Raw genomic sequence first — 19,825 nt, forward strand, 5'->3', positions numbered from 1 at the left:
GTATTACTGATTGTGGATGTGGTGAGATGATAGAATTTGAAAATGTCAGCTTTAATTATTTGAGGACAGAGCAAGCTTCTGTCAGGAATATTAACCTTAAGATAAACAAGGGAGAGACGGTGCTTTTATGTGGTGAATCCGGATGCGGTAAAACAACGCTTATCAGGATGATAAATGGTCTTATCCCGCATTTCTATGAGGGACGGATGAATGGAAGTGTATCGGTTGCTGGGATGGATACGACAGAAGCAGAACTTTATGAGACGGCAAAAGTTGTAGGTTCGGTATTCCAGAATCCCAGGAGCCAGTTCTTCTGTGTGGACAGCACAAGCGAGCTTGCCTTTGGCCCTGAAAATATGGGACTTCCGGAGGAAGAAATAAGGGAGCGCATAGACACTACTGTGGCTTTGATGAAGATCAGATCTTTAATGGACAGAAGCATATTTGAAATGTCGGGTGGAGAAAAGCAAAGAATAGCCTGCGCATCTGTAGATACGCTAAATCCAGAGGTTTGTGTTTTGGATGAACCTTCATCTAACTTAAGTCTTGAGGCTATTGAAGACCTTAAGAATACTCTCCTTGGCTGGAAGCAGAAGGGAAGGACGATTGTTGTAGCTGAGCATAGGCTGTACTGGCTTAAGGATATCTGCGACAGGGTAATCTGCCTTAAAGAAGGGAAGATCATCTTTGATATGCCGATGAAAGAGTTCAGAAATCTGTCTGAGGAAGAGTTAAGACGCCATGGCCTTCGGTCTATAAATGAGAATCTTTCGATGGCGCCAATTGAAACATGGAAGATGAATCCTGAGACCATTACCTTTGAGAAGCTTTTCTACAATTACAGAAATTGTGATGCTCTTCATATAGACAGGCTTGAAATACCCCGGAATGAAGTAATAGCAGTAGTCGGTTCCAATGGTGCAGGCAAATCCACATTTTCGAAATGTATATGCGGGCTGATGAGGGGATTTAAGGGTTATGCCATCATCGGAAAAAAGAAGCAAAAGAGTAGAAATCTTCTGAAGAGTTCATACATGGTCATGCAGGATGTTAACCATCAACTGTTCTGTGAAACGGTTATGGATGAGGTCACGTTGGGAATGGATGAGGAAAACGGACAAAGAGTAGTTGAAATCCTGGATAAGCTTGGGCTTGAGGAATTGGCAGACAGGCATCCCATGAGTCTTTCAGGTGGACAGAAACAGAGGGTTGCAGTTGCAAGTGCGCTGCTTTCTGATAAAGATATCATCCTGTTTGATGAGCCTACAAGTGGGCTTGATTTCTATAATATGGAGCGGGTGGCTGAGCTGATATGGTCACTGCGTGGTCAGAAGACAGTGTTTGTTGTTACTCATGACCCGGATCTTGTCAGGAGATGTGCTACGGTGGTTCTACGGTTAGAGAACGGTCATGTTGTAAATACTAATTCAGGCGGAGAGATGAAAGACTATGAAAGAGAAAAAGAAAAGTGTTATTGCACAGCTGTTTGAATACGCAGGCAATCATAAGTATTTTACTATATGCTCATGGATACTGGCTGCCATAAGCGCTCTTGTGGCGCTTGTGCCATTCTATTACATATGGTGCATTATTAAGGAAGTTGTGGAAGTAAGACCGGATTTTAGTAAGGCTACCCACATAGTATCTCATGGTTGGAGTGCTGTGGGTATGAGCCTTTTGGCCATGTTTATATATATTGCAGCTCTTATGTGTTCGCATATCGCAGCATTCAGGGTTCAGGCCAACATGAGAACTGCTATGATGGAGCATGTAATGAAGCTTCCTATGGGGTATATAGAATCTGAGGGAAGCGGAAAGATAAGAAAGATAGTTGCAGAGTCCAGTGCAGCTACGGAGACATTTCTGGCTCACAGTCTTCCGGATAAGGCGGTGAGCTATGCAACTCCAGTGGGACTAATCGCCATGCTCCTTATCTTTGACTGGAAGATAGGCCTTATCTGCTTCATTCCAGCTGTCATCGCATTTTTTGCCATGGGCGGTATGATGGGTGAAAAGATGCAGAATGACATGAAAGAGTATCAGAATGCCCTTGATGAGATGTCAGCTGAGGCTGTTGAATATGTCAGGGGAATACCTGTCGTAAAAACTTTTGGGCAGTCCGTCTTCTCTTTTAAGAGATTCAAGGAAGCTATAGATAAATACGAAAAATGGACTATAACTTACACCATAGGAATGAGAATACCTATGATAGGTTTCACTACAGCTGCTAACGGTGTATTTGCTGCACTTGTAGCCTGTGGACTCATTTTTACCAGAGGAGGCGTTTCAGATACATTCCTTTATAACATCCTTTTTTACATCATCATAACTCCGATACTGACGGTCACACTCATGAAGGTCGCTTATGCCGGTGAGAGCCAGATGGTGGTAAAGGATGCTCTTGAGAGAATGTATACCCTTTTGGAGGTGAAGCCTCTTAAGGAGACCGTAAGTCCACAGATTCCCAAGGATAGCGGTATCAGCATAGAGGACATTACCTTCACCTATGATGAGAAAAAGGCTAATGCCATCGATGGCATCACGCTGGATATAAAGCCGGGTGAACATGTGGCATTTGTGGGACCTTCCGGAGGCGGAAAGACAACACTTGCATCACTTGTTGCGAGGTTCTGGGATGTTAAAGAGGGCAGTATCAGGATTGGCGGCGTTAACGTAAAAGATATCGCTTCATCTGAGCTTATGAAGCAGGTGTCCTACGTTTTCCAGGATAGCAGACTCCTTAAGATGTCTATACTTGATAATGTCAGAATGGGGAGACCTGATGCTACGGAGGCGGAAGTAATACAGGCACTTAAGGATGCAATGTGCTGGGATATAATCGAAAAGCTTCCAGAGGGTATAAATACTATGATCGGAAGTAAGGGCACATATGTATCTGGTGGCGAAGCACAGCGTATTTCCATAGCGAGGGCGTTCCTTAAAAATGCGCCGATACTTATACTTGATGAGGCCACAGCTTTTGCGGATCCGGACAATGAGATAATGGTTCAGCAGGCCTTTGCTAACCTGTCAAAAGATAAAACAGTGATCATGATCGCCCATCGCCTGTCAACAGCAGTAAATGCAGATAAGATATGTGTTCTTACAGATGGAAAGGTGGCAGAATCCGGAAAGCATGAAGAACTTCTTGCAAAGAATGGAATTTACGGTCATATGTGGAACGAGTATCAGAAATCAGTAAACTGGAAGGTGGGTAAAGGCGCATGAGTATAGTAGAAAGGTTACAGCATAAATACGCCCTTTCAGAGCAGGGCGCTAAGGATATGATAAAAGCGTTTGCAGCATGTACATTTGCAAACCTGGCACAGATGATGCCTGTGGGAATTCTTTTTATGATGACAGGAGATCTGCTAAATGGGCAGCTGTCGAAGAGCCATGTGGTTATATTTATTGGTGGAAGTATTATTTGTCTTGCGCTTATAGCAATCACTGAGTATTTCCAGTATAATGCTACGTTTTTCTCAACCTATGTTGAAAGCGGTGTAAGAAGGCGTTCTCTTGCAGAAAAATTAAGAAGGATACCTCTTTCATTTTTTGGGAAAAAAGACCTGGCAGATCTGACCAATACCATCATGGCGGACTGCGCAATGCTGGAGACAGCATCATCACACTGGCTCCCGGAGCTTGTTGGAGCTTTTATTTCTACAACGCTTGTAGTAATAAGTCTGTTTTTCTTTGATGCAAGAATGGCAATAGCTGCAGTCTGGGTGCTTCCTGTAGCATTTATAATCGTGTTTTTCTCAAGAAATGTGATGCATGCTGTAAACAGGAGAGGTAGCAGATATAAGGTGGCATGTCTTGACGGCATCCAGGAAGCACTGTAAACAGTACGAGACCTTAAGGCATATAATGCACAGGATACCTACATGGAAGGACTCAATAAGAAAATCAAAGCTGTCGAGTCCCACAATATTTTCTCAGAGTTTTTAAATGCAGCATTTGTCTGCAGTGCCCAGATGATCCTTAAATTTGGGATAGGAACTGTTGCAATTGCTGGCTCAGCCCTCCTTATAAAGAATGAAATAAGTATTGTCACATTTTTTATGTACCTTCTTGTTGTTTCAAGAATGTATGAGCCTTTGCAGATAGCACTTCAGAATTTCTCTGCGCTTATAGCAACAGATACTCAGTGTGAGAGAATGGATGAAATCCTTTCACATGGCGAACAGACGGGAGCAGATATCCTTTCAAACAAAAACTATGACATTGAGTTTAAGAACGTGCGGTTTTCATATGAGGATGGGGAAACAGTATTAGACGATGTGAGCTTTGTGGCAAAACAGGGGGAAGTCACAGCGCTTATCGGACCTTCCGGCGGGGGAAAGACTACGGTATCAAGGTTGTCTGCAAGGTTCTGGGATATTAATAGCGGACTAATAACTGTTGGTGGAATGGATATATCAAAAATAGATCCTGAGACGCTTTTGTCCATGTATTCAATTGTGTTCCAGGATGTAACTCTTTTTAACAATACTGTTCTTGAGAATATCAGAATTGGCAGAAAAGAGGCTACAGACGAGGAAGTCCGGGCTGCGGCCAAACTTGCCCACTGCGATGAGTTTATCGATAAGCTGCCCGATGGTTACAATACACTCATAGGCGAAAACGGTTCGGAGCTATCAGGCGGTGAACGGCAGAGAATATCCATCGCCAGAGCATTCCTAAAGGATGCACCGATTATTCTTATGGATGAGGCTACAGCATCCCTGGATGTAGATAATGAATCCCTGATCCAGGAGGCAATCAGTGACCTGATAAAGGATAAAACGGTTCTGATAATTGCGCATCGCATGCGCACTGTCGATGGTGTTGACAAGATAGTTGTTCTTAAAAATGGTACTGTTGCTGAGTCAGGAAATTCTTCTGAGCTAAAGGTAAAAGATGGAATCTATAATCACATGATATCAGTTCAGATGCAGTCAGAGAATTGGAAGATGGCATAACAGCTGGACGGAGCGCAGGAGTGCAGGGGATCCGCCGCCCACCATGAGAGTCCTTCCGTAGATATCTTCAATTCAGCGGCCTCTTTTACTGGAATTGACAGATGGGGTAAGGAGTATGCTTCATTCAGCAAAAATCTCTGTGAGAGCAATTCTAAAGCGGAAGGTGTAAGCAATACTTCTTTTATGCAGGGAGATGCGTGTAAACTGCCTTTTGAAGATGAGACCTTTGATGCAGTAACAAGCAACTATGTATATCACAATATTCCAAGCAGTGACAGGCAGGCGATCCTTCTGGAGACATTACGTACTTTAAAGAAGGGCGGTACATTTGCAATCCATGACATTATGTCAAAGGCAAAATACGGTGATATGCAGGCATTTGTACAGAAGCTAAAAGACATGGGATATGACGATGTAAAGCTTGTGGATACAACAAGCGGAATGTTTATGAATAAATGGGAATCAACCTGGATGGGGCTTTCTGGTTCAGCTATTTTAATGGGGAGGAAGTAAGTTATGAAGTCAAAACAAAGAATATTATTTGGATGTTATGCAATGGTACTTGCTATTATTGGGGATTATCTTCTTGGATACGGTACAATTGGCACAACATCAGATCCGGATGCCTATATGGGTATATCTTGGAATGTGGCTCCTGATTGGAGATATGCAGTATCATCAATCCTCGGGTTTTTGTGTGCAGCGATGTTTGCTTATGCTGCAACAGAACTGATGAGGATTATGGAGGATGAATATAATCTAAAGGATTCCAAACTATACAAGCTTTTCAAGGTTGCCAACTGGGGAGGAATTTTGTATTTTGCCTTTATTCATATAGGCATATGCATTCTTCCTGTTGTTTTTAATGCAGGAATGGAAGCAACGAGCGATATCGAAGCATCTGTCGGTATGACGATCAGGGTTCTGAAAAGCGAACTTATTCCATTGTTAGCCGGTTTTGTGGTATGCGATATGTTTGTGACTATAGGATGGGTTGGAATGGTTCTTAAGAGTATGCTTCCTGTTAAAAAATGGATGATCATATGTTGCCCTGTTTTTGGTGTACTTTTCGGAAACTTACTTAATTTGATATCAGAAGGGCTGGATTCTGGGACAGAATCACTGGGGTGGCTTATGTTGTATTTGGTTTGTGCACTGACTCTTACAGATAAAAAAGGGGGCTGAACAAGTATGTATCATATAGAGAAAAACACAGTACAGGAGACGCTTATCATACCTTTGTATGGAAGAAAAGTTTGCTCGGAACACTTCCCTGATCTGTTCAAGGATCCTGAAGCAGAGCGCTTATGCAGCATGCTTGATTATGATTTTGCGGAAAAGGGAAAGAAGATGGAAAGCGCGGCAGGTCTCTTTGGTGCATTGGAGGTCGCACAAAGGCAGTATGACCTTGCCTGGGAAGTAAAGGACTATTTAAAGAAAAATCCGGAGGCTGCGGTGGTCAATCTTGGATGTGGACTGGATGATACCTTCCGCAAATGTGATAACGGAAAGTGTAAAGGATACAACATCGATATGTCTGATGTGATCGCTGTCAGAAATAAATTGCTTCCTGAGAGTGACAGAGAAAGAAACCTTGCATTTGACCTTAACGATGAGGCCTGGATGGATGAGATTGATTCTAGTAGCGGTGCAGTCTTTTTTGCATCCGGCGTGTTTTATTATTTTAAAATCGAAGATGTGAAAGCTCTGTTTCAGAAGATGGCAAAGCGATTTCCGGGAGCCGTTCTTGTTTTTGACAGCTGTAACAGGCGTGGAGCAAAGATGATGACAAAAACGTGGCTTAAGGAAGCCGGAATATCTGAGGTTGATGCATTTTTCTCATTAGAAGATAAGGATGAGCTTAGAAACTGGTCCGGTGATTTTGCAGATGTGTCAGCAAAAAGCTATATGCGCGGATATAGGGATATATATAAGGATGTCAGCTTTTTCCATAAACTGATGATCAAATTCTGCGATGTACTTGTTAAGATGCAGATTATAAAAATAATTTTCAGGTGAATAGCTGCCAAAGAAAAGGTGAAAATGAACAGAAAGCACGCAAAGAAGACATAAAATAGTGCAAGGGAAATTGAGGATTCACTTAAAGATCTGGTAAGTGGCAGATACGATGCCAAAGCACTGGAAGTGTCGCAGCAGATCAAGAAAGAAAATGGTGTAGTTGATGCGGCAGATGCCATTGAGAATTATGTTTTGGAAGGGTGTCGCAGAAGGTGATGACTGATGTGATTACAGACTGACAAAATCGTTTTAGGGAGGAGATGCTATTTAGATAGAAGACACTAAGCTCCCATTACGTTGGCTTATAAAATTCAGGACATCAATATAAAATGATTTTTCCTGACTTCGATAAGACCGTCTTTTTTCATTTTGCCAAGTTCCTTTGAGAGAGCACTGCGCTCAAGATTAAGATAATCTGCAAGTTGTTGGCGGTCGAAAGGAATGGTGCAGCTGTCCGAAGCGGAGGATAAGGTCAGAGAACTGAACTGGATGAAGGATCAGGCATTTCTCCTGAATTCTGTTGGCGTCATGCCATAGTTTTTTCTGAATACTTTAACGAAGTAATTATTGTCGGAGTAACCGACGTAGCTGCTGATCTCCTGGATTGGAAGAGTTGTCTTCTTCAGGAGGCCGGCAGCTTTTTTGCAGCGCATGGAAGCGGCGTATTCCGTCATGGTCACGCCCGTTTCTTTTTTGAACAGCCTGGCGAGGTGGGAAACAGACATATTGGCGGCACTTGTCAGGTCTTCGTTTGATATGTGATCTCCGAGATGGAGACTAATGTACTCAAGGACTCTCTGAATTGGCGCAGAAAACCTGTCCAGGGACAGTTTGTGATTTCGAACTGCTTTCGTGAGCTCAACGATCATTTCGATCAGGTATCGGGTCTGCAGCTCCGGGCTTTTTGTAGCTGATGAGAGCTGAGTATACTTCTGAGTGATCTCATCTATTGTAATGACCGAAAGCCCTGATTCTTCCGCAGCTTTTCTGGAAAGGGTTTTAAGTATTGCCAGACCATAGCCCGAGGCGTAGTAGTTAAGGGTCTCTTTAGAAAAGTCGGAAAGAGACTCAGGGCCGGATAATTTTTCAAATGCTGACATGACGTTTTTGGTATCCCCGTTCCTTATCATTGAGAGAAACTGTTTTTCCTGGTCGTATCGCCTGTAGATCTCGCTGTAATTCTTCTCAGACAGCTCCGTCCTGTCGTCTTCCTCGGATACATCCTGGATAAAACCCGTAAGCCTTCTGTACGAATACTCTGACTCCGCAGGAGAAAAAGAGATTATGCATTTGTTTACCACACTGGTTATCTGCTCTGTATATACTATGGGAAATGCTGTGTAATACAGCTTGAAGGCCAGTGATTTGGAGGAGGACTCATCGTTCCTGGCAAGCACGGTCTCTGTCTTAAGTTCTGAGTATTTTTCTTTTACATAAGGTCCGATTATATAAATCCTGTTGTCAAAGGTAAAAAAAGATATACATATACCCAGCTGGTCTATAACCTCATAGATTATGCCTCCTTTGGATGAGCTCAGAAGATAGTGAAGGGCATCCTGTGTAAACATGGGCTGCATCTTGATACTGAAGCAGTATTTCTTTTCGAAGGCCTCAAGAGATATGTCCATATCCGTGGCATCCGTTACATCTACTGAGAGCAGATTATTTAGAAGAGCTGAAAAAAGAGCATGATCCATATTCATTCCTCAAAAAACAGTAAAATAATACTATAATTAACAAAATAATTCTAACATATCCCGGAACTAAATGATACTATGATCATAACAGGAAAGCTTTCATTGATTAATGTTTCATTGATTAATATGCAACTGAAAGGGGTTAATTATGGGTAAGGACAAATCTCTGACAAGAGAAGAAAATGGGGTAACTTACAAAAGGGCAAAAACATGGCACATCGCTCTTGCGATGATGACAGGTGCAGGGCAGATGGCATTTTATCTGCTGATGAATGGTGCAACATATATTGGAAATTCCAACTTTGGAATTCTTGTTGCAGTTACAGGACTTATTATCACAGGATCAAGGCTTTTGGATGGTATTACAGATCCGGTGATAGCTTTTTTCTTGGAAAGATTTAATTCCCGATTTGGAAAAGTAAGATTCTCGATCATGTTTGGATGGCTGCTGATGGCCATTGCTACGACGCTGATGTGCAATATAGGGGCAAAGCTGTCACTTACGGGCGCCGCAGGAATAACATTCTTTGTTCTCTGTTATGTGATCTATATCATTGGCTATACTTTTGTAAGTATAGCCGGTCAGATCAACATGAACATTCTGACAAATGATCCAAAACAGCGTCCTACAATCGGTGTCTGGAGTACAGCGTATTCATATCTGGTGCCAATGATCATGAGCGTTGTGGCATCGGCTGTGATTCTCCCAAGATTTAATAACATTCAGGGAACAGAATACTTCGCAACTTACAATGTAGTGGTAATATTTGTTTCGCTCTTTTTCTACATTCTGGCATGCATAGGAATTGCTCCATACGACATTCCCGAGAATTTCGAAGGAATCAAAAAGGATGGCGAAACCGATGAAAAGCCAAGCTTTAAGGACATGCTGGCGCTAATCAAAGAGAATAAAGAGCTTCAGAGATTCATCATGGCTGCAACATCTGATAAGTTGGCACAGACAATAGGCTCTGCAGCGGTAGTATCCACAATGCTTAACGGAATTATGCTTGGCTCAATGGCTATATCATCGATTCTGTCTGCGCTTGCAATGCTTCCATCCATTATTTTTGCAATTATTGGTGCGAAGATTGCAGGTAAACAGGGTAGCAGAAAGGTAATGATCGACTGGACCAAGAACTGTATCGGACTGAATATCGCATTTGCAGTATATCTTTTGTTTACACCTACAACGCTTGTGGGAACAGTATTCGGTGGCAACTTATCAACCGGAGCAGTTCTCATGGCAATCACTTATGTACTCTTTACATTTGGAAATAACGCAATGAAGATGGTTGTTTCTGTATCAACAAGTGCGTTCAGAATGGATGTTGTTGACTATGAGATGGATCGCTCAGGAAAATACATGCCTGCGACAGTATCCGCTACTTACAGCTTTATTGACAAAATAGTTTCATCTTTTGGTGCAACTATCGCAACACTCATGATCGGACTGATAGGATATACAACTACAGCTCCCCAGCAGGGTGATCCGCTTACTTTCAGCGTAAGGGTCATGACGGTAATACTCCTTATAGGATTCCCTATAGTGGGATGGATCTGCACACTGCTGGCAATGAAGAATTCAGAGCTCACATACCATAAGATGGAAGAGATCCAAAAGAGTATCGGCGAAAAGAAAAAGGCTGCAATGGGTCAGTAAAAAGCTGGAGAGGTGAAACATGCGAACAACAATTCTTTGGAATGATAACTGGATATTTGAAAAAGAGGGCAAGAGCGAGAGTATATCTCTTCCTCATACCTGGAATGCTGTTGATGGACAGACGGGACCTGAGCAGTATTACAGAGGAACCTGCCTTTATAAAAAGACATTTGAAAGACCGGTAATGGAAGAGGGACAGCGGGTGCTTGTGGAATTTCGAGGCGCTAACTCCTCTGCAAAAGTTGTTTTAAACGGTCGTGAGGTTGCTAGCCATGACGGCGGATATTCCTGCTTCAGGGCAGACATAACAGATGCACTTTCAGATTCTAACGAGATGGTAGTTTCTGTTTCCAACGAGCCCAATACAAGGGTGTATCCACAGAAAGCGGATTTCACTTTCTATGGTGGCATTTACAGGGATGTTTATCTTGTGGTTGTGGATGAAAAGCACTTTGACATGGACTATTATGGTGGAAAAGGACTGTATGTCACACCAAGACTAAACGGAAATGAAGCTGAAATTGAAATAAAGGCATACACGAGCGGCGGAGAGCGCGTAAGAATATCAATAGATGGTGTAACAGAGCAGGAGTTTGAGGTGGTTCCGGCAGAGGATGCATCCTGTGGATATGTTGCCTGTGGTAAGATCACGATAAAAGAGCCACATTTATGGAACGGTCTCAAGGATCCGTTCTTGTACAACATAACAGCAACTCTTTTGGATGGAACAAAAGAGTGTGACAGAATCTATGACAGGTTTGGAGTAAGGCAGTTTCATGTTGATCCTCATAAAGGATTTTTCCTCAATGGAGAAAGCTATCCGCTTCGAGGAGTTTCAAGGCATCAGGACAGGGCAGGAGTTGGTAATGCACTGACAAAAGAGATGCACAGGGAGGACATTGAACTCATCCTCTCTATGGGCGCCAATTCCATCAGGCTTGCACACTATCAGCACGATCAGTACTTCTATGATCTTTGCGATGAAAAGGGCATAGTGGCATGGGCTGAGATTCCATATATTACCGTACATATGGACAGTGGAAGAGAGAACACCATATCCCAGATGAAAGAGCTGATAAGCCAGAATTACAATCATGCATCGATAATGTGCTGGGCACTTTCAAATGAAATATCTCTGCAAGGCGTAACTGAAGACCTCTTGGAGAATCACAGGATATTAAACGATATTGTCCACGTAATGGACCCTGTCAGATATTCTGCCATGGCAAATCTGTTCCTTCTCGAGACAGACTCTCCTCTTGTAACATTGCCGGATATTCGCGGATACAACCTGTATTATGGCTGGTATGTAGGTGAGATGGAGGACAATGACAAGTGGTTTGACGATTTCCATAGTAAGCATCCTGATGTTGCAATAGGACTTACGGAGTATGGAGCAGATTCAGTAATTAGCCTACAGTCTCCAAGACCTGAAAAAGGCGATTATACAGAAAGTTATCAGGCTGTTTATCACGAGCATATGCTTGAAATGTTCAGCACCCGTCCATATATCTGGGGAACATATCTCTGGAATATGTTTGAATTTGCTGCAGCAGGACGAGATGAGGCAGGAGACCCCGGCAAAAATCACAAGGGAGTCATCACCTTTGACAGAAAGCAGAAAAAGGACGCTTATTATATCTATAAAGCATGGTGGTCTGATGAGCCTTTCGTTCATCTTTGCGGAAAAAGATATCACGACCGCATCGAGGACAATACAGAGATAAAGGTATATTCAAACCAAAGGTCCGTCACACTCTTTGTTGACGGTGTAGAAGCGGCAAGTGCAAGCGGAGAACACGTATTTAAGTTTAATGTTCCCATAACCGGAGTACATACAATAAAGGCTGTTTCAGGCGAGTTATCTGATGAAATGGAGATAGCAAAGGTTTCTGAGCCCAATCCTGCATACTTTGCTCCCGACAAAAAGGTCAGAAACTGGTTTGACAAGGCAGATGAACCTGAGGAAAAAGAGGGATACCTTTCCCTTTCAAGTACAATGGCAGAGATTCAGGCAACGCCTGAAGGAAAAGCAATACTGGACAGAATGATGGCTGCAATGACTGCAAAGACAGCCGGTGGGATGGGCGAAGGAGTAGAGATATCCGAAGCGATGCAACAGATGATCGCTCGCCAACCCCTTAAGAAGCTCCTGCAACAGGGCGGAATGGATATAGAATCCGACGAGATTAAGGCACTTTCAAATGCTCTTATGAATATCAAAAAGCGCTAAAACAGAGGTGTTAAATGGAAGCGGCTAAGATTTTTGAAAAAGCAAAGTGGATATCACCTGAAACCGTGACAGAACCTGATAAGAGAAAAGGTGCAGGATATTTAAGGACCACATTCTCTTATAAAGAGGGGAAAGTTAGCATATATGCTACGGCCCACGGCTTGTATGAAATACTTATAAATGGCCGGAGTATCACGGATGCACGACTGACTCCGGGATGTGATGAGTATGATAAAAGGCTTCAGTATCAGGAGTATGAGATCACTGAAGTGCTAAAGCCCGGTGAAAACGAGATCTTTGTAACGCTGGGCGATGGCTGGTACAGAGGATGTAACGGAATTGACGGCGTGAGAAACCTCTACGGAGAGGATGTTTCATTTCTGTGCGCAGTGATAGGCGATGGAGACATGGAGAATCCGATACTTGTCACGGATTGCAGCTGGGATGCCTGTGAAAACGGGCCCATTAAGCTTACGGACCTTGAGCTTGGTGAAAACTATGATGCCAATGCGCCTTTTGAGGAGTGGCATAAGGCAAGGGAGATGTCTTTTGACAAGGGAAACATCGTGGCCCAGTCCGCGCCATTTGTTACGGAGCATGAGGTGTTTGAGGGAAGGCTCATTACCACCCCTAATGGAGAAAATGTCTTTGATTTTGGGCAGAACCTGGCCGGATATACTTCTTTTGTCGTGAAAAATGCCAGGGGCGGTGAGAAGATCTGTCTCATCCACGGTGAAAACCTGGATGAAAACGGAAACTTCACGATCAGTAATTTCCAGCCCGGAGACAGGAACAAATCAGGCGGAATAAAACAGGAAATAAACTATATCTGCAAGCCGGGCAGGAATGAGTTTAAGCCTCATTTTTCGATGTTTGGATTCAGATACGCAAAGATAACAGGCGATATCTTACCGTCAGACATCAAAATAAAGAGCATTGCTGTTTATTCGGACATGAAGGAAACAGCGGGCTTTGAATGTGGCGTGGATGAAGTAAACAAGCTCTTTAGAAACAGTGTATGGTCCATGAAGTCAAACTTTTGTGACATTCCTACTGATTGTCCCACAAGGGAGAGAGCCGGCTGGACAGGCGATGCGGCGGTCTTTGTGAGGACCGGTGCGTACCTTATGGATTGCAGGGGAGTTTACGAGAAATGGCTTGCAAACGTGAGGATAGGGCAGCACACTGATGGCAAGATGGCGTATATCTGCCCCAAGAACTCAAATCCGGGCAAGATAGCAGAGATGTTCTCGGCTTCTGTCGGATGGGGCGATGCGGCGGTTCTTGTGCCCTGGAATCTGTATAGAATATACGGCGATGAGCAGATACTTAAAGACAACTATGAAATGATGAAGAAGTGGGTGAATTTCCTCGGAAGAAGAGCCGGAAAGAGTAAGCTCAAGAACCGCTTTGGAAAGAACCCTTACAGGAAATACATCATCGATACCGGAATGGACTACGGTGAGTGGTGCGAGCCGGGGGCAGATGTTATGAAAACAATGATGTCTGCATTCAAGGATGGCCAGCCTGAAGTGGCAACAGCTTACTATGCATATTCATCGGGTATTCTCGCTAAAATATCAGAGATTCTCGGAAATGGTGCCGATGCGGATAAGTATAAAGAGATCTCGGAAAAGGCGACTGAGGCATACAGATATCTGGTTCTGAAAGACGGGCATATAAGATCTGACAGGCAGTGCGAGTACGTAAGGCCTCTTGCGTTTTGTCTTTTACCTGAAAAAGAGGCAGTGGAAGCTGCTAATGACTTAAATGAGCTGGTAGTGAAAAATGACTATCATCTTAATACAGGCTTCCTTTCAACGCCTTTCCTGTGCAGCGTGCTTGCAGATTACGGTTATGTGGATACTGCGTACAGATTACTTCTGCAGAAAAGCTATCCGTCATGGCTCTATGCGGTGGAGAAAGGTGCCACCACTGTCTGGGAGACGTGGGATGGTATCAGGGAAGACGGCACTGTCCATGATTCACTGAATCACTACTCCTATGGAGCTGTTTCCGGATGGCTTTTGTCCGGTGTCTTGGGAATCAGATACGATTTCGACAAAGTCCTGATAAAGCCACTGCCGGATGAGAGACTTAAGTATGCAAAGGGCTACTATGATTCACCGAAAGGTCGCATAGTTTCTGAATGGAAATATATTGAGAGCTCGAATTCTTTTGCCTACCGTTTTGAAATTCCTGAAGGAATGGAAGCAGAGCTGGAGCTCCACGGACAGGAAAAGAGAATTCTGACAAGCGGAAGTTATGAGATTTAAATTATGGAGGATAGGAAAATGAACAAGTTCGAGAACGGATTTATGCTGGGCGCTTCTACTGCAGCCCACCAGGTTGAAGGAAACAATACAAATTCAGATTACTGGTTAATGGAGAATATGGAGCATTCACAGTTTGTTGAGCCTTCACTGGATGCCGTGGATCACTATAACAGATACGAAGAAGACATCAAGATGCTTGCGGATGCAGGCCTTAACACTTACAGATTCTCTGTTGAATGGGCACGTATTGAGCCTGAGCAGGGCAAATTCGATGAAAAAGAGATTGAGCATTACAGGAAGATGATCAAATGCTGCAGGGACAATGGCGTTGAGCCGGTTATTACCCTCATGCATTTCACATCGCCTGTGTGGCTTATAAAGCTGGGTGGCTGGGACAATGAGCAGGTTGTAGAGTTTTTTGCCAACTATGCCGGATATGTCGCTAAGCAGCTTGGAAGCGAGATAAAGTATATCTGCACCATCAATGAAGCAAATATGAGACTTCAGATTGGCGCTCTCATGGAGAGATTTAAGAAGCAGATGATGGCGAAAATGGCAAATGCAGCCAAAAGCAGTGGTGACTCCATGGAGGGACAGGTTCAGGTTGGGCTTAATCTTTCTGATCCGATGGAGAAAATGAAGCTGGCAGCAATGGAGAACGCCAAAGTATTCGGAGATCCTCAGCCGCATACATTTGTTTCTGCAACAGATGCAAATGGCGATATGATAGTTATAAAGGCACATCAGGCAGCCAAGGAAGCAATCAAGGCTGTTAATCCGGATATTCAGGTTGGTATTACGCTTTCCCTGCACGACTGCCAGTACATAGAAGGTGGCAAGGAGCGCGCAGAAAGCGACTGGAATGAGGAGTTTAGCCATTACATTCCTTATATCAAGGATGATGATTTCTTTGGACTTCAGAATTATACAAGAACAACTTACGGCCCAGATGGAATTGTGCCTGTTCCCGAGGGAACACCAATGACACAGATGGATTATGAAGTATATCCTGAGGCTCTTGAGCATGTAATAAGACGCGTGCATGAGGAGATGCCAAATGTTCCGATCATGGTTACCGAAAATGGAATAGCAACAGCAGATGATAAGCAGAGAGTTGAGTTTATCGACAAGGCAATTGAGGGTGTTCAGAGTTGTATAAATGATGGAATTCCTGTCATCGGATACTGCCACTGGTCACTTATCGATAATTTTGAGTGGCAGAAAGGTTATGCGCTGACATTTGGTCTTTGCGCAGTTGACAGGAAAACACAGATCAGGGCACCAAAGCCCAGTTTGAAGCATCTTGGAGGCTATTTGAAATAATGAAAGACACAGTACTGACGGGTGTGCAACAGATAATGATTGGTAGCAGATGCAATAGTTATGAGAGTGCACTCAGCACACTTCAAAGCATCAAGAGTACCGGCTATGACGGCATTGAACTAAATGACTTCATGATAAGGCCAACGCCTTTTATTGTGAGGCTGCTTACAAAATTTGCCGGTATGCCCACCGGTAATGGCGGAAAACTCGATTGGAAGAAGCTGATCTCAGAGAGCGGCCTGAAAGTCATAAGTCTGCACAGCAATCTAAACAGCATTGAAGAGAATCCTGAGGCTGTTGCGAAGGAAGCATTGAGCTTTGGAACGAACACCGTTGTTATAACCGGTATGTACAGGTTTGATTACGGAAATGCATCTGAGGTAAAAAAGCTCTCTGAGCGCCTGAACAATGCCGGAAAAGCTCTTTTACCCTATGGAGTAAAACTGCTTTATCATAATCACAATGTAGAACTGCAGAAGGTCTCAGAAGATAAGACTGCCTATGATCTGATCGTAGAAAATACAGATCCGCAGTATGTCAACTTCGAGCTTGATACATACTGGATGGCAGATGGCGGTGCCGATGTCACAGCCCTTGTAAACAAACTCTCAGACAGAATGGTGATGTGGCACATAAATGACAGGGGCTGCAGGAAAAAGGGACCTTTCATTACGCCCATCCTCAAAGAGGACGCTGCGGAACTTGGCACAGGAAATATGCCCCTCGATGCTATTTTTAAGACCGTAAAGGCCAATACCGGGGTAGAAGCAATCGTTCTTGAGACTCACAAAAACTGGATCGATAATGATCCTATAAAGAGCCTTACGGTAAGTGCAGAGTGGTTTAGAAAAAACCGATGATCCGGACCGTTACTTCGAAGCAAAATATGGATTCGAAGGAATGTGCCTCTTTTAGTAATATAGAAAAGACCTATCAGGCGTGCAGAGTTTAGTCTCTGTGCGTCTTTTTGATTTAAAAATACATAGCAATTGCAAGGAAGTATTTGAGATTTTTTATTTCCATGAAAACCTCCATAAAGCTGACAATTTATGTGTTATTCCAAAATCGAATAACATGATATTTATTTTATTCATTAGCGAAAATCTGGTCAAGGATTTACTATGAAGTCAGAAGGAGCAAAAAGATGGATACCAAAAAGATTCTTGAAGGCCTTTCAGATATGGGCTGCGATGAGAAAGAAATAAACTTTATGAAAAAGATGTATGAAGAAGGTGACACCGATACACTTCTTCGAGATCTTAGAAAATGCCGGTGCCATCTTATGGATGAGCTTCATGACAGTCAGAAAAAAGTTGATAATATGGATTTTTTGATAAGACAGATTCAAAAAGAGAAATGATTAAAACGGAGGAATGTAAAATGATCAGAAAAGAAGAACTAAACCTTGTAACCGAGTGGGATAAGACCTTTAAGAAAAGTGATAAGGTAGACCACAGCAAAGTCACATTTGTAAACAGATATGGAATCACTCTTGCAGCGGATATGTATGTTCCAAAGAATGCAGATGGTAAGTTACCTGCAATTGCTGTAAGTGGACCATTTGGCGCAGTAAAGGAGCAGTGTTCAGGTCTATATGCTCAGACAATGGCGGAAAGAGGATTTTTGACGATAGCATTTGACCCATCATTTACAGGAGAGTCCGGTGGGAACGTAAGATATATGGCATCTCCTGATATCAACACAGAAGATTTCATGGCTGCAGTTGATTTCCTTTCACTTAATGAAAAAGTAGATCCTGACAGGATTGGAATCATCGGTATCTGTGGTTGGGGCGGCATGGCTGTAAATACAGCAGCTCTTGATACAAGGATCAAAGCTACAGCTGCAATGACAATGTATGACATGACAAGAGTAAATGCCAAAGGATATTTTGACTCCGAGGACAGCGAGGAAGCAAGGTATCAGAAGAGGGCTGCCATGTGCGCTCAGAGACTTGAAGACCTTAAGGCAGGTGAGTATAAGCTTGGCGGCGGTGTAGTAGATCCACTTCCGGAGGATGCACCTTTCTTTGTGAAAGACTATTATGATTACTACAAGACTGACAGAGGTTATCACAAGAGAAGCCTTAATTCCAACGGTGGTTGGAATGTGATCGGCTGTGAGTCCTTTGTTAATCAGCCAATCCTTAAGTATAGTAATGAGATCAGAAGTGCTGTCTTACTTGTACATGGAGAAAAAGCTCATTCATGTTATTTCTCAAAGGATACATATGCAGATATGATCAAAGACAGCAAGTATGCAGATAATAAGGAACTTATGATTATTCCTGATGCTGTCCATACAGATCTATATGATGGCGGGGATAAGAATTATATTCCATTTGACAAGCTGGAAAGCTTCTTTATGGAGAATCTGAAGTAATGATGACGGTAGAGGATGTAGAACCGATAGAAAAGAAATAAAGGATGAGATGATATGAGCAAAGTACTGGTTATTTCAACAAGCCTTCGTGCAAATAGTAATTCAGATATACTTACTGAAAAGCTTATAGAAGGCGCAAAAGCATCAGGTCATGATGTGGAGCATATAAGTCTTAAAGGGAAGAGCATAGGCTTTTGTATAGGATGTCTGGCATGTCAGAACACTCAGAAATGTGTCATTAAGGATGATGCTGCCACGATTGCTGATAAAGTAAAGAACGTAGATACATTGGTATTTGTCACTCCTATTTATTACTATGAGATGAGTGGTCAGATGAAGACTCTTTTGGATAGGCTCAATCCTCTATATCCTTCAGAATATAGATTTAGAAATGTATATATGCTCTCTGTCGCTGCTGAGGATGAAGAGTTTGTTCCTAAAAAGGCTGAAAGTGGACTTCAAGGATGGGTTGACTGCTTTGGAAAGGCTCGGTTTTCAGGCTCCTTATTCTGCGGTGGCATAGGTGATATGGGTGAGGCATCTGGGAAAACAGAAGAGTTAAACGAAGCTTTCGAGTTTGGAAAGGCTTTATGATAAAGGATGCTTGATATGAAAGAAAAAATGATTTTGATAGCATTCTGTATGACAATCATGTTTGGTATGAGCGCTTGTTCAGGAAATACAATAAACTACGGGGATAATCAGAATGCAGTAACTGAAATATCAACATCAGAAAATGTTGAAACAGAAAGCTCAGAAGAGAATGTCATGTCGGAGGGATCTGCTATGTATCAGCTGGCAGAAAAAGATGAATCAGTAGATGATGAAGCTATTGGAGATAGTACTATGACAATGAAAATCGGCGATACAAAAGTTAATGTGGATTGGGAAGACAATCAGGCTGTAGAAGCGCTGCGGGATATGGCTAAAGATGGTGATATTACCATTCAGATGTCAATGTATGGCGGTTTTGAACAGGTGGGTTCAATAGGACAGAGTTTGCCACGAGATGATAAGCAGACAACAACATCATCAGGTGATATAGTTCTGTATTCAGGAAACCAGATGGTGGTGTTTTATGGTTCCAACAGTTGGTCATACACAAGGCTAGGTCATATATCTGATAAGGATGAAGCAGAGATGGCAGATCTTCTTTCTAATGGTGATGTTACTATAACCATTAGCAGGGAATAAGCGGATTTAAGAAATGTCTGCAAAATGTTCGCTTGCAGGTGTTATGGCACAGAACAAGAGGAGCGATGCATCAA

At 42.9% G+C, this 19,825-nt stretch carries 16 protein-coding genes and 1 pseudogene; 15 read left to right on the forward strand and 2 right to left on the reverse strand.

The genetic code is table 11. From position 1 onward, the window contains the following. Positions 1-26 precede the first annotated feature (26 nt). The 6 genes and pseudogenes from BMX21_RS12865 (at position 27) to BMX21_RS12890 (ending at position 6,983) form a co-directional block, all read left to right on the forward strand. The gene (locus BMX21_RS12865; protein ID WP_092044978.1) at positions 27-1,490 is read left to right on the forward strand and encodes an ABC transporter ATP-binding protein; all 1,464 of its coding nucleotides are present in this window, start codon (positions 27-29) and stop codon (positions 1,488-1,490) included. Next, positions 1,450-3,228 carry an ABC transporter ATP-binding protein gene (locus BMX21_RS12870; RefSeq protein WP_092044980.1) on the forward strand — a complete coding sequence of 593 codons (1,779 nt, stop codon included), beginning with the start codon at positions 1,450-1,452 and terminating at the stop codon, positions 3,226-3,228. Before BMX21_RS12865 ends, BMX21_RS12870 begins: the two co-directional genes overlap by 41 nt. A 2-nt stretch (positions 3,229-3,230) precedes the next feature. Further along, positions 3,231-4,964: pseudogene (locus BMX21_RS20060) on the forward strand (ABC transporter ATP-binding protein). Between the two features lie 63 nt (positions 4,965-5,027). Further along, entirely contained in the window at positions 5,028-5,477 is a 450-nt protein-coding gene (locus tag BMX21_RS12880) for a class I SAM-dependent methyltransferase (RefSeq protein ID WP_330390225.1), read from the forward strand. Positions 5,478-5,480: 3 nt separating this feature from the next. Continuing rightward, positions 5,481-6,149: a DUF6796 family protein gene (locus BMX21_RS12885; protein ID WP_092044982.1), complete on the forward strand. Its 669-nt coding sequence runs from the start codon at positions 5,481-5,483 to the stop codon at positions 6,147-6,149. Positions 6,150-6,155: 6 nt separating this feature from the next. Further along, positions 6,156-6,983 carry a class I SAM-dependent methyltransferase gene (locus tag BMX21_RS12890; protein ID WP_027216349.1) on the forward strand — a complete coding sequence of 276 codons (828 nt, stop codon included), beginning with the start codon at positions 6,156-6,158 and terminating at the stop codon, positions 6,981-6,983. 311 nt (positions 6,984-7,294) lie between these two features. Here BMX21_RS12890 and BMX21_RS20065 read toward each other — a convergent pair whose 3' ends face one another. After that, entirely contained in the window at positions 7,295-7,474 is a 180-nt protein-coding gene (locus BMX21_RS20065) for a helix-turn-helix domain-containing protein (protein WP_207647646.1), read from the reverse strand. A gap of 6 nt (positions 7,475-7,480) precedes the next feature. Next, on the reverse strand, positions 7,481-8,680 hold the full coding sequence (locus BMX21_RS12900) for a helix-turn-helix domain-containing protein (RefSeq protein ID WP_177174034.1): 1,200 nt from the start codon (positions 8,678-8,680) through the stop codon (positions 7,481-7,483). 148 nt (positions 8,681-8,828) lie between these two features. Between BMX21_RS12900 and BMX21_RS12905 the strand changes: the two genes are divergently transcribed. The 9 genes from BMX21_RS12905 to BMX21_RS12945 all read left to right on the forward strand — a co-directional run bounded on the left by BMX21_RS12905 (position 8,829) and on the right by BMX21_RS12945 (position 19,751). Then, the gene (locus BMX21_RS12905) at positions 8,829-10,343 is read left to right on the forward strand and encodes an MFS transporter (protein WP_092044986.1); all 1,515 of its coding nucleotides are present in this window, start codon (positions 8,829-8,831) and stop codon (positions 10,341-10,343) included. A 19-nt stretch (positions 10,344-10,362) separates the two neighbouring features. Continuing rightward, positions 10,363-12,576: a glycoside hydrolase family 2 protein gene (locus tag BMX21_RS12910; RefSeq protein WP_092044988.1), complete on the forward strand. Its 2,214-nt coding sequence runs from the start codon at positions 10,363-10,365 to the stop codon at positions 12,574-12,576. Positions 12,577-12,590: 14 nt separating this feature from the next. Continuing rightward, positions 12,591-14,852, forward strand: a complete 2,262-nt coding sequence (locus tag BMX21_RS12915; RefSeq protein WP_092044991.1) for an alpha-L-rhamnosidase — start codon at positions 12,591-12,593, stop codon at positions 14,850-14,852. Positions 14,853-14,870: 18 nt separating this feature from the next. Further along, complete coding sequence (locus tag BMX21_RS12920; protein WP_092044993.1) at positions 14,871-16,175, forward strand: glycoside hydrolase family 1 protein; 1,305 nt, start codon at positions 14,871-14,873, stop codon at positions 16,173-16,175. Next, on the forward strand, positions 16,175-17,035 hold the full coding sequence (locus BMX21_RS12925; RefSeq protein WP_034483557.1) for a sugar phosphate isomerase/epimerase family protein: 861 nt from the start codon (positions 16,175-16,177) through the stop codon (positions 17,033-17,035). Before BMX21_RS12920 ends, BMX21_RS12925 begins: the two co-directional genes overlap by 1 nt. A gap of 284 nt (positions 17,036-17,319) precedes the next feature. Further along, positions 17,320-17,535 (forward strand): hypothetical protein, encoded by a 216-nt coding sequence (locus BMX21_RS12930; protein ID WP_022753548.1) that lies wholly within the window; start codon positions 17,320-17,322, stop codon positions 17,533-17,535. A gap of 20 nt (positions 17,536-17,555) precedes the next feature. Beyond that, a complete protein-coding gene (locus BMX21_RS12935) occupies positions 17,556-18,557 on the forward strand; it encodes an alpha/beta hydrolase (protein WP_092044996.1) in 1,002 nt (333 codons plus the stop codon). 54 nt (positions 18,558-18,611) lie between these two features. After that, positions 18,612-19,151, forward strand: coding sequence for a flavodoxin family protein (locus BMX21_RS12940; protein ID WP_092044998.1), 540 nt, complete (start codon positions 18,612-18,614; stop codon positions 19,149-19,151). A gap of 15 nt (positions 19,152-19,166) precedes the next feature. Beyond that, positions 19,167-19,751, forward strand: coding sequence for a cyclophilin-like fold protein (locus BMX21_RS12945; protein WP_242952923.1), 585 nt, complete (start codon positions 19,167-19,169; stop codon positions 19,749-19,751). The last annotated feature ends 74 nt before the right edge of the window (positions 19,752-19,825 follow it).

It is taken from the genome of Butyrivibrio sp. TB, assembly GCF_900110805.1.
Taxonomy (GTDB): Bacteria; Bacillota; Clostridia; order Lachnospirales; family Lachnospiraceae; genus Butyrivibrio; species Butyrivibrio fibrisolvens_C.

What these genes read in the sequence shown, in the direction of transcription:
- BMX21_RS12865 (WP_092044978.1), top strand. Translation starts at nt 27, where the DNA reads ATGATAGAATTTGAAAATGTCAGCTTTAATTATTTGAGGACAGAGCAA.
- BMX21_RS12870 (WP_092044980.1), top strand. Translation starts at nt 1,450, where the DNA reads ATGAAAGAGAAAAAGAAAAGTGTTATTGCACAGCTGTTTGAATACGCA.
- BMX21_RS12885 (WP_092044982.1), top strand. Translation starts at nt 5,481, where the DNA reads ATGAAGTCAAAACAAAGAATATTATTTGGATGTTATGCAATGGTACTT.
- BMX21_RS12890 (WP_027216349.1), top strand. Translation starts at nt 6,156, where the DNA reads ATGTATCATATAGAGAAAAACACAGTACAGGAGACGCTTATCATACCT.
- BMX21_RS12900 (WP_177174034.1), bottom strand. Translation starts at nt 8,680, where the DNA reads ATGGATCATGCTCTTTTTTCAGCTCTTCTAAATAATCTGCTCTCAGTA.
- BMX21_RS12905 (WP_092044986.1), top strand. Translation starts at nt 8,829, where the DNA reads ATGGGTAAGGACAAATCTCTGACAAGAGAAGAAAATGGGGTAACTTAC.
- BMX21_RS12910 (WP_092044988.1), top strand. Translation starts at nt 10,363, where the DNA reads ATGCGAACAACAATTCTTTGGAATGATAACTGGATATTTGAAAAAGAG.
- BMX21_RS12915 (WP_092044991.1), top strand. Translation starts at nt 12,591, where the DNA reads ATGGAAGCGGCTAAGATTTTTGAAAAAGCAAAGTGGATATCACCTGAA.
- BMX21_RS12920 (WP_092044993.1), top strand. Translation starts at nt 14,871, where the DNA reads ATGAACAAGTTCGAGAACGGATTTATGCTGGGCGCTTCTACTGCAGCC.
- BMX21_RS12925 (WP_034483557.1), top strand. Translation starts at nt 16,175, where the DNA reads ATGAAAGACACAGTACTGACGGGTGTGCAACAGATAATGATTGGTAGC.
- BMX21_RS12930 (WP_022753548.1), top strand. Translation starts at nt 17,320, where the DNA reads ATGGATACCAAAAAGATTCTTGAAGGCCTTTCAGATATGGGCTGCGAT.
- BMX21_RS12935 (WP_092044996.1), top strand. Translation starts at nt 17,556, where the DNA reads ATGATCAGAAAAGAAGAACTAAACCTTGTAACCGAGTGGGATAAGACC.
- BMX21_RS12940 (WP_092044998.1), top strand. Translation starts at nt 18,612, where the DNA reads ATGAGCAAAGTACTGGTTATTTCAACAAGCCTTCGTGCAAATAGTAAT.
- BMX21_RS12945 (WP_242952923.1), top strand. Translation starts at nt 19,167, where the DNA reads ATGAAAGAAAAAATGATTTTGATAGCATTCTGTATGACAATCATGTTT.